Origin of the sequence: Geobacillus sp. Manikaran-105 (genome assembly GCF_002809955.1) — a bacterium.
Taxonomy (GTDB): domain Bacteria; phylum Bacillota; class Bacilli; order Bacillales; family Anoxybacillaceae; genus Geobacillus; species Geobacillus thermophilus.
In genome coordinates this window covers 1-12,750 of sequence record NZ_PIJG01000062.1, presented here as the reverse complement: position 1 = coordinate 12,750, position 12,750 = coordinate 1, and the positions used below count along the sequence as shown (strand labels likewise).

At 54.0% G+C, this 12,750-nt stretch carries 10 protein-coding genes; 3 read left to right on the top strand and 7 right to left on the bottom strand.

Translation table 11 applies throughout. The features are described 5' to 3' along the window. Positions 1 to 335: 335 nt before the first annotated feature. From odhB to CV945_RS14950, 3 genes are all read right to left on the bottom strand, one after another. Positions 336 to 1,604, bottom strand: a complete 1,269-nt coding sequence (gene odhB, locus CV945_RS14960; protein WP_015374316.1) for a 2-oxoglutarate dehydrogenase complex dihydrolipoyllysine-residue succinyltransferase — start codon at positions 1,602 to 1,604, stop codon at positions 336 to 338. A 31-nt stretch (positions 1,605 to 1,635) separates the two neighbouring features. After that, positions 1,636 to 4,488: a 2-oxoglutarate dehydrogenase E1 component gene (locus CV945_RS14955; RefSeq protein WP_100660078.1), complete on the bottom strand. Its 2,853-nt coding sequence runs from the start codon at positions 4,486 to 4,488 to the stop codon at positions 1,636 to 1,638. Between the two features lie 264 nt (positions 4,489 to 4,752). After that, positions 4,753 to 6,729 carry a methyl-accepting chemotaxis protein gene (locus tag CV945_RS14950; RefSeq protein WP_100660077.1) on the bottom strand — a complete coding sequence of 659 codons (1,977 nt, stop codon included), beginning with the start codon at positions 6,727 to 6,729 and terminating at the stop codon, positions 4,753 to 4,755. A gap of 145 nt (positions 6,730 to 6,874) precedes the next feature. Between CV945_RS14950 and CV945_RS14945 the strand changes: the two genes are divergently transcribed. The 3 genes from CV945_RS14945 to yyaC all read left to right on the top strand — a co-directional run bounded on the left by CV945_RS14945 (position 6,875) and on the right by yyaC (position 8,461). Beyond that, the gene (locus CV945_RS14945) at positions 6,875 to 7,075 is read left to right on the top strand and encodes a YbxH family protein (RefSeq protein WP_014195319.1); all 201 of its coding nucleotides are present in this window, start codon (positions 6,875 to 6,877) and stop codon (positions 7,073 to 7,075) included. Positions 7,076 to 7,148: 73 nt separating this feature from the next. Next, positions 7,149 to 7,829, top strand: coding sequence for a GNAT family N-acetyltransferase (locus CV945_RS14940; RefSeq protein ID WP_081132887.1), 681 nt, complete (start codon positions 7,149 to 7,151; stop codon positions 7,827 to 7,829). Between the two features lie 80 nt (positions 7,830 to 7,909). Beyond that, the gene (gene yyaC, locus CV945_RS14935; RefSeq protein ID WP_100660076.1) at positions 7,910 to 8,461 is read left to right on the top strand and encodes a spore protease YyaC; all 552 of its coding nucleotides are present in this window, start codon (positions 7,910 to 7,912) and stop codon (positions 8,459 to 8,461) included. A gap of 48 nt (positions 8,462 to 8,509) precedes the next feature. Here yyaC and ptsP read toward each other — a convergent pair whose 3' ends face one another. From ptsP to CV945_RS17630, 4 genes are all read right to left on the bottom strand, one after another. Continuing rightward, positions 8,510 to 10,246 (bottom strand): phosphoenolpyruvate--protein phosphotransferase, encoded by a 1,737-nt coding sequence (gene ptsP, locus CV945_RS14930; protein ID WP_094239807.1) that lies wholly within the window; start codon positions 10,244 to 10,246, stop codon positions 8,510 to 8,512. Then, entirely contained in the window at positions 10,246 to 10,512 is a 267-nt protein-coding gene (locus CV945_RS14925) for a phosphocarrier protein HPr (protein WP_011230496.1), read from the bottom strand. The genes ptsP and CV945_RS14925 overlap by 1 nt, the downstream gene beginning before the upstream one ends. Before the next feature lie 106 nt (positions 10,513 to 10,618). Further along, positions 10,619 to 12,598, bottom strand: coding sequence for a glucose-specific PTS transporter subunit IIBC (gene ptsG, locus CV945_RS14920; RefSeq protein ID WP_232722216.1), 1,980 nt, complete (start codon positions 12,596 to 12,598; stop codon positions 10,619 to 10,621). Then, on the bottom strand, positions 12,516 to 12,750 hold a 235-nt coding region (locus tag CV945_RS17630), incomplete at its 5' end, for a hypothetical protein (RefSeq protein WP_232722213.1). The genes ptsG and CV945_RS17630, both read right to left, overlap by 83 nt.

The window sequence follows — 12,750 nt, the reverse complement described above, 5'->3', positions numbered from 1 at the left end:
GGTATGGTGAGTGATGTGTTTGACACCCCTGCATCATACCAAGAGGGCTTTTTTTGATCAAGTCCCCGGAAAAGCTCCTAACGGGAATGCTCCTTTTTGCTTGTAGTGTACCACCGCATCGCGCAATCATGCCTTTTCGGTTCCGAATTGCGCTTTCCTTCAAAAACAGGTGACTGCACTTTTCTTTTTGTTCTTTTCCAAAAAAGGGGCTGACCCAAAAGGCTGTCTGTCTTCAGTATAGACACAAAATATAGTGCGGAAGAAGCGGTCGGTGTATATATAGAAACGAAAGAGGGTGTCCCGATCCTTTTGGGACACCCCCGTTCCTGCCTTGGTTAGCTTTCCAACAATAAGTCTTCCGGATTTTCGATCAAGTCTTTCACCGTTTTCAAGAACCCGACGGCCTCTTTGCCATCGATAATGCGATGGTCGTACGACAAAGCAACGTACATCATCGGCCGGTTTTCGATCCGCTCTTCGTCGATGGCGACCGGGCGCAGTTTGATCGAATGCATCCCTAAAATGCCGACTTGCGGGCCGTTGAGAAGCGGAGTCGACAGAAGCGAACCGAACACACCGCCGTTTGTGATCGTAAACGTGCCGCCTTGCAAATCGGCAAGCGACAGCTTATTGCTGCGTGCTTTCGCCGCCAATTCGGCAATGTCGCGCTCAATTTCGGCGAAGTTTTTCCGGTCGCAGTCGCGCACAACCGGAACGACAAGCCCTTCATCCGTCGATACGGCAACGCCGATATCGTAATATTTTTTCAGCAAAATCTCATCGCCTTGGATCTCCGCGTTGACGTACGGATATTTTTTCAGCGCCGCGACAGCCGCTTTGACGAAAAACGACATAAAGCCAAGGCGGACGTCATGCTCTTCGAAAAATTTATCTTTTTTCCGCTTGCGCAAATCGATGACCGCCGACATGTCAATTTCGTTAAATGTCGTCAACATCGCGGTCGTTTGCGTCACTTCCAGCAGCCGTTTGGCGATCGTTTGCCGACGGCGCGACATTTTTTCGCGGATGACCGGCTTGCCGGCCTCAGCGGTTGGAACGGCGGCCGGCGTCGACGTCGGCGCGGCTTGCGGCGCCGGCTGCGGAGCGGCGGCCGGCTGGGCGGCAAACGAGGCGACGTCTTGTTTGCGCACGCGTCCAAGCGGATCAACGGTCGGCACTTGCGTCAAGTCGATCCCTTTTTCACGCGCCATTTTCCGAGCAGCCGGCGAAGCAATCGGTCGTTGGCCTGGCGCTTGGGCAACCGCAACCGGCTGCGGCGCTGGCTGCTCAGCACGGTCGACCGGCACAGCCGGTTTTGGTTCCTCGGCCAGCTGCGGCGCCTTCTCTGGTGCAGGCGGTGCCGACGCCGCTCCTTCTCCGATAATGGCGATCGCTTGACCGACCGCAACCGTATCGCCTTCATTGGCAAGCAGCTGTTGCAAAACGCCCGACTCTTCCGCCATAATTTCCACGTTCACTTTATCCGTTTCCAGCTCGCAAATCGATTCTCCTTTTTCCACGTAGTCGCCCGGTTTTTTCAGCCATTGGGCGATCGTTCCCTCCGTGATGGATTCTGCTAACTCTGGGACTTTGATCTCAGCCACGTTGATGCCCTCCTCAAATGTTCCGTAGTCATCATTCATGCTTCGTCAATGCACAGCGGATGATGCGCTCCTGCTCTTTTCGGTGGACGACCGGATCACCTTCCGCCGGGCTCGCCCGCCGGCGCCGCCCGATATAGCTGACATCGACACCGTCTGGGGCAACGGCACGCAGGTGCGGCTCCATATACGTCCACGCGCCCATGTTTTTCGGTTCTTCCTGCACCCAGACGAGCTCTTTGACGTTCGGATAGCGGGCGATGATGTCTCTCACTGCTTCTTCCGGGAATGGGTACAGCTCTTCAATGCGCACGACGTGCAGCCAATCGAGCCCTTCGGTTTTGCCGATCTGTTCGGCTAAATCGATCATCAATTTGCCGGTGCCAAACACGATGCGTTCCACTTTGCCGGCGTCAGCGCCCAATCCCGGCTGTTCCAGCACCGGCGAGAACGCACCGTCAACGAACGCTTCCGCATCCGATGCCGCCAGCGGATGGCGGAGCAAACTTTTCGGCGTCATAATGATGAGCGGGCGAACTTCTTCCCTTGTCAACAGCGCCGCCTGCCGCCGCAAAATATGGAAATATTGCGCGGCCGTCGATAAGTTGGCGACCGTCCAGTTGTTTTCCGCCGCCAGCTGCAAAAAGCGCTCGACGCGGCCGCTTGAATGTTCCGGGCCCTGCCCTTCGTAGCCGTGCGGCAAGAGCATGACAAGCCCAGATTTTTGCCCCCATTTCGCCCGGCCGGATGAAATGAATTGATCAAACATCACTTGCGCCATGTTGGCGAAGTCGCCAAATTGCGCTTCCCACAGCACGAGCGTCTCCGGCGCGTACACGTTGTAGCCGTATTCATAGCCGAGCACGGCTGCTTCCGTCAGCGGGCTGTTGTACACGACAAATGACGCTTTGGCGCCGCTGATATGGTGAAGCGGCACATACTCTTTGCCGGTTTTGACGTCATGCAGCACTAAATGGCGCTGTGCGAACGTGCCGCGCTGCGAATCTTGACCAGTCAGACGGATCGGCACCCCGTCTTGCAAAATCGTGGCGAACGCCAAAATTTCCGCGTGCGCCCAATCGACTTTGCCGTTTTGCGCAAACACGCCGCTTCGCCGTTTTAAAATGCGCTCAAGCTTGTTAAAGACGTTGAATCCGTCCGGAAACTGCAACAATTCTTCGTTCACACGATGGAGCACGTCTTTCGCCACGCTTGTTTTCACTTCCGGTAGCCGATCGACGACCGGTTTGGGCGGATCCATGATGAAATCAAGCTCGTCTTCGTTTTTCGGCACCCGCTCGTAGGCGATTTTCAGCCGTTCCGCCACCTCTTGCTCCATTTCGTCGACTTCCCGCTCGGTGATGATCCCTTTTTCCATCAATTTTTGCTCATACAGCTTGCGCACAGTCGGATGTTGGTTGATGATCGCGTACATCGTCGGATTCGTCGCCATCGGTTCATCCATTTCATTATGACCGAAACGGCGGTAACCGATTAGGTCAATGACAAAGTCTTTTTTAAACCGCTGGCGGTAGGCAAACGCCAAGCATGCGGCCGCCAAACAAGCCTCCGGGTCGTCGGCATTGACGTGCACAATCGGCACCTCAAACCCTTTCGCCATATCGGAAGCATACGTCGTCGAGCGTGAATCGTAGCTTTCCGTCGTAAAGCCGATCATGTTATTGGCGATGATATGGATCGTCCCGCCGGTCGTATAGCCGCGCAGCTGGCTTAAGTTGAACGTCTCGGCGACAATGCCTTGCCCCGGGAAAGCGGCGTCGCCATGAATTAAAATGGCAAAAGAAGCATCTGTCTTTTGTTCCGGCACGCCCGGTTTTGTCCGATCTTCTTGCGCGGCGCGCGTGTAGCCAAGCACAACCGGGTTGACCACTTCAAGGTGGCTCGGGTTGTTGGCGAGCGTAATCCGCATCGTATGCGCGCTTTTATTGCGAAGGCGGCGCGCCGCCCCCAAATGGTATTTCACGTCGCCCGTCCAGCCGTAGGTGATGGCCACCGCTCCTTCAGATGGAATAAAGTTTTTGCTCTCTGCATGCTGAAACTCGGCAAAAATCATTTCGTACGGCTTGCCGAGCACGTGAGCCAGCACATTCAGCCGGCCGCGGTGCGCCATGCCGATGTTGACGGCATCGATTTCATGTTCGATCGCCTGCCTGACAAGCTCATCCAAAAGCGGCACCATGGCGTCAAGCCCCTCAATCGAAAACCGCTTTTGCCCGACGTACGTCCGATGGATGAATTTTTCAAACCCTTCGACTTCCGTCAAGCGGCGCAACAAGGCGACCCGCTCTTTGTTCGCCAGGCTCGGATAGTACGCTCCGGACTCAATTTGCTGGATGAGCCAGTTCCTTTCTTCTAGATTATGTACTTGCGAGAATTCAAACGCGATTTTATCGGTATAAACTTTACGCAAGTGCAAGATGGCATCCCAGCCGTTTTGAACATGGGCCGGAGCATGCGGGCAAAGGAACGCAACTGGAATGCGCTTTAAGTCCTCTTCCGTCAAATCGTACTCGTCAAGCTCGAGACGGCGCAGCTTTTTCTCTTCTTTGACGAGCGGATTCGTGTCGGCGGCCAGATGGCCATAATGGCGAATGCTGTCCGCCAGCTTGACAGCGGCGACAAGCTTGCTGAAGGCGTTCGGCGTTTCCGGCAGCCGAAATGTTTGGTGTGTTTGTGCCACACCGCCGTCTGCCGGTGAAACCGGCTCTTCGACAACCGGCGTCCCCCACTGTTCGAATAATCGTTTCAGTTCCGGGTCGACACTGTCCGGGTCATCGAGATACTGTTCATACATGTCGATGACATAACCGAGGTTCGGCCCGTAAAACTGGCTCCACGGTTGAGCGTAGTTTGTCTGTTTTGCCATCGTGAAAAAACCTCCAACTAGTTTTCGTTTCCCTCGAGTTGACAGCTTGTTTCCTCGCAATAGACAACTGTCTGCTTAGCTGCCATTATGCCCGAACGGACAACAAAATAACGGTATAAACGTTTTCACTATTTATTTTAGCACTATCGCTCACTAAAATCGACGAAGAAACTGAAAAAATTTCACTTATTATCACTGTACGAATACACTCGGCTGGAGGCGATAAAAAGAACACCCCGCTGCCATCAGGGCGTCCTCTGCCTTTTATGAAATTTTGAACTTCTCCACCAGTTGTTTCAACTGCCGGCTCATCTCACTTAACGTTTCCGCCGATTCGGTCACCGTTGCCAGCGCCTGCAGCTGGTCATCAGCGGAAGCGGCCACTTCTTCCGCCGCTGCCGCCGACTGTTGAGCGATGGCGGCGATGTTTTGCATGGCGCCGATCACATCATCCTTGCCGCTGTTCATTCGCTTCGCCTCTTCCATGATGTTCGCGAGCGCGTCGGTCAACTGCTCCATCATGCCCGTAATTTTCACGAACGAATCGCCGGTCGTGTGCACCGCTTTCCGTTGCTCGTTGTAAGCGTCTTTCGAGCGGCCGACCGCCTCGATCGCCAGTCCGGCCTGCTGCTGAATCGCAGCGATCGTTGCGCGGATCATTTCCGTCGCTTTCGCCGATTGTTCCGCCAGCTTCCGCACTTCGTCCGCGACAACGGCGAACCCTTTGCCGTGCTCGCCGGCGCGCGCCGCCTCAATGCTGGCGTTTAACGCGAGCAAGTTCGTCTGCCCGGAAATGGCGGTAATCGTTTGAATGACGTCATCGATTTCCCCCATTTTTCTCACAAGGTCGCTAATGACGTTTTCAACGGCGGACAGCTCGTTGTTCGCCTCTTCGGATTTTTGCTGCAGAACATTTAAATGCTCCAAGCCATCGTAGCTCGCCGTTTTCGTTTCATTTGACAACGATTCCATCGAAGCGGTCGCTCCTGTGACCGCTTCGATTTGCTGCGACAGCGCTGTTGTCCGCTCATTGATCGTATCGAGGCTGCCTGCTTGATCGGTTGTTCCTTTGGCGATTTCGCCAATCGCTTTCGCCACTTGTTCGCTTGTCGCCATCGTTTCCTCTGAGACGGCGCTTAAATGATCAGCCGAGGCGGCCAGCTCGTTGACCGATCGGTTCACTTCGCCGATCAGTGCGCGCATATGATCGATCATCTCGTTAAAATGGCGGGCGAGGCGGCCGATTTCATCTTTGCTGGCGGTGCGCACTTGCACGGTCAAATCACCGCCCGCCGCCTTTTCGACTTGCTCTTGCAGCGCCACAATCGGCTTGGTGATCGAGCGCGCTAAGAAATAAACGACGACCAAAGCGATGATGAACGCAATCACCGTAATGACAAGCATGGTTGCTCCGAGCGAGCGGCTCATCGCCGATAAGTCTTTTTCTTTATAGACGGCGCCGACTTTCCAGCCGAGCTCTGGAATCGTAGTGAAGTAAATCACCCGCCGTTCGCCGTCTTGCTCATATTCGTGCATTCCTTTTTCATGCTCGAGCATGTAGCGGACTGTCGCATTGTTCGCCATATTTTTCCCTTTATCTTCCGGATGAACAACCGCCGTTCCCTTCGTGTCAAACAGCACCGGATAGCCGTGATAGCCGACGTCGCTCGCATTGACGATTCTTGTCACCGCATCGAGCGTCATATCGATGCCGATGACCGCCGCAATGCGGCCGTTTTCGCTCACCGCTTTGGCCAACGTCACAACGTGCTTGCCGGTAATCGCATCGACGTACGGTTCGGTCCACACCACTTCATCCGGACGCTTCATCGCTTCTTTATACCACGGGCGGCTCGTCGGATCGTATCCATCCGGGAGCTCTGTCATCGGCGATATGTACATTTTCTTCTGCTCCGTGCCAATATAGATGAATTGCACATTCTCATGCAGGCGCAAAAACGTGCGGAACTGTTTCTCAAGCTGCAGCCACATTTTTTCATCTTGAACCATTTGCAAAGCCAACGGCGATTCACTGAATTGCACTAAGCTATTCTCCTCACTTTGAAAACTGTCGCGAATATCGCCAAGCAGTCCGTCAAGCGCCGTCTGCGCCCGCTGTTTCACGTCAGCATCCACCATCTTCCGCATTTGCACAACCCCAACGAGTTGTGTCGCTGCCAATGAAATCACTAACAATAAAGCCATCAAGACGATCAATTTACTGCGCAATGTCCGGAACACTCTCTATTTCTCCCCTCTGTTTCCTCTTTTTGTCGAACCACGTCCATTATAAAAGGACAATCGTCCTGCGTCTATAGGATGGGCTTCTTATTCATACATAGAGAGCCGCGCCTGTGGGACATTAAACGTAGGCAGGTGAACCACAATGGGCGCGATTGAACATGAGGGCTATATATTTGAGATCGAATACAGCGTCTTGCTGCAAAAAGGGGCGCTGCACGTTTATCGCGACGGTGAATTGATTGAGGAAATTGAGTTTGCATTTTGCGGCGAAAAGCCCGATGAACAGCAAATTGAAGCGCTTGTGAGCGAGTATGTCGAGCAAAAAACCTCCGGCCGCTGTTAGTTGTCGGGGGTTTTTCTTTCCATTTTTTCGCGTTTTCCGTTATGATGAAGGTAAAAAAGCAAGGAGGATCGGCATGTACGATAAACGTTTATACGTCTTTGACGGCAACACCCCGCGCGAAGCGGTCATCCGCAACTATACGACAGACGACTTCGCTGATCTCATCCGCGTGCAGCAAGAAAGTTTTCCGCCCCCGTTTCCATCGGAGTTATGGTGGAACGAACAACAGCTTCACAACCATGTCACCTTGTTTCCCGAAGGAGCGCTTTGCGTCGAAGTCGACGGGCGCATCGTCGGATCGATGACCGGCTTGATCGTTGATTTTGATCCAGCCCATGCCGATCATACATGGGAAGAGATCACCGACGGCGGCTACATCCGCAACCACCGCCCGGATGGCAACACGCTGTATGTCGTCGACATTTGCGTCTCGCCGCCATACCGGAAGCTCGGCCTCGGCAAGTGGCTCATGCAGTCGATGTATGAAGTCGTCGTCCATCTCGGCCTTGACCGGCTGCTCGGCGGCGGGCGGATGCCTGGCTACCATCGACATGCGGCTGAACTATCGCCGGAAGCCTACATCGACAAAGTCGTCGCCGGCGAGCTGAACGATCCGGTCATTACATTTTTGCTCCGTTGCGGGCGAACGCCGCTTGCGATTGTCCGTAATTATTTAGAAGACGAAGAATCGCTCAACCATGCCGTGTTAATGGAATGGCGCAATCCGTTCAAGCAAAAACAAGGACACAATTGACAGAAACGAAAAAAAGGAATCACCAGCATCGGCGGCGAACTAAGAAAAGGAGAACGACCGACGGAAAGGAATGGCGGCCGATGAAATCGATTTTGTATAGTGATCCGCTTGCTCCTTTGCTTATTCGCAATGAATTGTTTTCCCTGCTGCCAGCGCACATTTCCCGTTTGACCGTCGTTTGCATCGGCAGCAACCGCATCAACGGCGACAGCTTAGGGCCGTTCGTCGGCACGCTGCTGGAAAACGCTTATCCGGATCATTTGACCGTCATCGGTACACTTAGGAAGCCTGTCGATGCAACGAACATTCATCGTGTTTCCGAGCGGCTGCAACACGAGCGCGGAGCGTATGTGGTGGCAATCGACAGCATCGTCGGCCCGCAGCCGTTTGTCCATACGATCGCCATCCGCCCTGGCGCCCTTTCCCCTGGCACGGCGCTCGGCAAATCGCTGCCACCGGTCGGAGACATCAGCGTCATGGGAGTCATGATGGAGGACACGGCCGATGTAAGCGCGCTTCCGTATACGAATTTGCACATTGTTTACCAAAAGGCGAAAGTTATCGCTATCGGCCTTTCGCTTACGGTCCGGCAGCGGTATGGCTATGAATCGTCGACGCCGCTGTTGGCATAACGCAAAACGAAAAAAGCGCGGCGAACGTAAACGTCGCCACGCTTTCATTCAGGCAAGTGAAAATGTTCGTTTGACAAACGACACGACTTCCTCAGCCGTGCCGAGCGACAACACCGTCTCTTTGATGCGAGCCGCCTCTTCTTTCGCCAATTGTTTCAACTGAGCGCGCGCCGGCAAAATCGAGGTGGCGCTCATGCTGAACTCATCAAGGCCAAGGGCAAGCAAAATCGGAATCGCGATCGGGTCGCCGGCCATTTCCCCGCACATCCCGACCCATTTTCCTTCGCGATGGGCGGCATCGATCACGTGGCTGATGAGCCGCAAAATCGCCGGGTTGTACGGCTGGTACAAATACGCAACCCGCTCATTCATCCGATCGGCCGCCATCGTATATTGGATCAGGTCGTTCGTTCCAATGCTGAAGAAATCCACTTCTTTCGCAAACTGGTCCGCCATGACGGCAGCTGCCGGGATTTCCACCATCATGCCGACTTCAATTCCATCCGCAACGGCAACCCCTTGGCGGAGGAGCGCCTCTTTTTCTTCAAGCAAAATGGCTTTCGCTTGGCGGAATTCATCGAGCGTCGCAATCATCGGGAACATGATTTTCAAATTGCCGTACACACTCGCCCGCAACAAGGCGCGCAGTTGCGTCCGAAACATGTCTTGCATCTCAAGGCAAAGGCGGATCGCCCGGAACCCTAAGAACGGATTCATTTCTTTCGGCAGCTGCAAATACGGCAGCTCTTTGTCGCCGCCAATGTCAAGCGTCCGCACAACGACCGGCTTGCCATTCATTTGTTCCAGCACCGTTTTGTAAGCCACAAACTGTTCGTCTTCCGTCGGCAGTTCCGAGCGTCCCATGTATAGAAATTCTGTGCGATACAATCCGATTCCTTCCGCTCCGTTCGCCAACGCTCCTTTCACATCGTCTGGCGTGCCGATGTTGGCAGCCAGCTCGACATGAATGCCGTCAGCCGTCACGGTCGCCTCGTGAACGAGTTTCGCCCATTCTGCCTTTTGCGCCTCGTAGCGGGCCCGTTTTTGTTCATATTGGGCGAGCAACTCCGGCGATGGATTGATGATTACTTGGCCGTCGAGCCCATCGACAATGACGATGTCGCCGTTTTTTACTTCCGCCGTCACCGTCTTCGTGCCGACGACGGCAGGGATTTCGAGCGAACGGGCCATAATTGCTGAATGCGACGTCCGCCCGCCGATGTCGGTGGCAAATCCTTTCACATATTGGCGGTTCAGCTGCGCCGTATCGGATGGCGTCAAGTCTTCCGCGATGATCACGACTTCCTCAGAAATGAGGCTCGGGTTCGAGATTGTGACGCCAAGCAGATGGGCGAGGACGCGCTTTGTCACATCGCGGATGTCAGCGGCCCGTTCTTTCATATATTCATTGTCCATCGCCTCGAACATCGAGATGAAAAACAAGGCGGTTTCATCGAGAGCGTACTCGGCATTGACGCGCTCCGTTTGGATTTTTTCTTTAATCGGGTTCAACAATTCTGGGTCGTCAAGCACAAGCAAGTGGGCGGCAAAAATGGCAGCTTTGTCTTCGCCAAGCTTTTCCAAGGCATGCTGTTTGATGGCTTCCAGCTCTTCTTTCGCTTTCGCCACCGCCGCCTCAAGCCGCGCTACTTCCGCTTCAACATCGGCAACAGCCCGTTTTTCGGCTGCCAAATCAGGGGTTTCTAAGCGGTATGCCTTCGCGATGGCAATACCGCTCGATGCAGCAATCCCATGGATCGTTTTTTCGCGGATTGCGTTTCCCATTATTCTGCAAGACCTTCTTTCGCCAACGTATCCGTTAACGCCGCCATTGCTTCCGCCGCATCGGCCCCTTCTGCCGTGATTTTGATCGTTGCCCCTTTCGGAATGCCTAACGACATGACGCCCATGATCGATTTTAAGTTCACTGTTTTGCCGTTGTACTCAAGCTGGATTTCGCTGTTGAATTTGCTCGCCGTTTGCACCAAAATCGTCGCCGGACGAGCGTGGATGCCGGAATCCGAAACGACTTTAAACGTTTTTTCTGCCATGTTCATCATTCCCCTTTTCTTCAATTTTTTCTTTGCCATCATATCAAATGCAGGGGCGGGATGGCAACGGAAAATGCTTGTCCCCGCCCCGCGGCGAATAAGCAGCTTAGCGGATCGTCACAACAGCGTCTTCTCCTCGAGCAACTGAGCCTTGCTTGTTGACGTGAACCGTTTCGCCAGCTTGGAGATTCGTGAAAATCACCGGTGTGACGATCGATGGGGCGTTCTGTTTGACATAATCAAGGTCGACGCGCAAAATCGGCTGTCCTTTTTTCACTTCGTCGCCTTCCTTCACAAGCGCTTCAAACCCTTGGCCGTTCAGCTTCACCGTATCGATGCCGACGTGGATCAAAATTTCATGCCCGCCGGCCGACTGAATGCCAATGGCGTGCTTCGTCGGAAAGACGTTGATGATCTTCCCATCAACCGGAGAGACGACCGTGCCGTCCGTCGGCATGACTGCGAACCCATCGCCCATCATTTTTTGCGAAAACACTTGGTCCGGCACTTCAGCGAGCGGAACGATTTCTCCGGACATCGGCGAAGCGATCGTTTCGGACTCCGCGGCTTCCGAAGCCACTGTTTTCGGCTTTTCTTCTTCCGCCGCACGGGCCGGCGCTTTTCCTTGCATGATGTCTTGAATTTGCCCTTTTAACATATCCGATTTCGGACCGAAAATCGCTTGCACGTTGTTGCCGACTTCCAGCACCCCGGCAGCGCCAAGCGCCTTCAGGCGGTCTTTATCGACTTGGCCAATGTCATGGACCGACACGCGCAAACGTGTAATGCAGGCGTCCAAATGTTCGATGTTTTCCTTTCCGCCAAGAGCAGCGAGCACTTCATACGGCAGGTCGCCAGCAGCGGCCGCCTCGGCTTTCGGTGCTTCCTCGACCGTTTTTTCCCGGCCCGGCGTCGCCAAATCCCATTTGCGGATCGCAAAGCGGAACCCGAAATAATAAATCACGGCAAACACCAAGCCGACCGGAATGACGAGCCACCATGCCGTCCGGTTTGGCAGAACGCCAAACAGCAAGAAGTCAATGACCCCGCCGGAGAACGTCATCCCGATTTTGACGTTCAACAAGTGCATGATCATAAACGACAAGCCGGCAAAAACGCAGTGAATGGCAAACAGCACCGGAGCGACAAACAAGAACGAAAATTCGATCGGTTCGGTAATCCCAGTCAAAAACGATGTCAACGCAGCCGATCCCATAATGCCGGCCACAACTTTTTTGTTTTCTGGCCGCGCTTCATGGTAGATGGCAAGCGCCGCTGCCGGAAGGCCGAACATCATAAACGGAAACTTCCCGGTCATGAACGTGCCGGCCGTCAGTTCCACGCCGTCTTTCAGCTGCTCGAAAAAGATTTTTTGGTCGCCATGGACCACTTGCCCGGCTTTATTGACGTATTCGCCAAATTCAAACCAAAACGGTGCATAGAAAATGTGATGCAAGCCAAACGGAATCAACGCCCGTTCGATGACGCCGAAAATAAAGGCGGCCAACGGTTTGTTCGCATCGATCATATTGTGCGAAAACGCATTGAGCCCGTGCTGAATCGGCGGCCAGATGAATGTCATGATAATGCCAAGCACGACCGCAGACGCCGCCGTCACGATCGGCACGAACCGCTTGCCGGCAAAAAAGCCGAGATATTGAGGCAGTTCAATATTGAAGTATTTGTTGTACATGTAGGCGGCCAAAATCCCGACGATAATCCCGCCAAAGACGCCGGTTTGCAACGTCGGGATGCCGAGAATGTTGGCATACGACGGGTCAGCGCCGACCATATCGGCCGTTACACCTAAGATGACGCTCATCGTCACGTTCATAATCAAGTAGCCGATGATCGCCGCCAAGCCTGCGACTCCGTCCCCGCCGGCAAGGCCGATCGCTACGCCGACCGCAAACAAGAGCGACAAGTTGGAGAAGACGATGCCGCCTGCTTGCTCCATCACGTTGGAGACGAGCACGACCCAATCGGCTTTTAATGCGGGAATTTTATCCGTGAGCGCCGGGTTTTTCAACGCATTGCCAAACGCCAGCAAAATCCCGGCCGCCGGCAAAATCGCCACCGGCAACATGAGCGCTTTCCCGACTTTTTGCAGCGTGCCAAACGCTCGCTTCATCTTCATAACCTCCCTCTAGAAATGTTGATTTATCAAGGCTTTTCGGCCCCTCAGGGGTGTCCAAAAAATATTTTTCGACAAAATCTCTTACATCCTTTTTCAGTTTT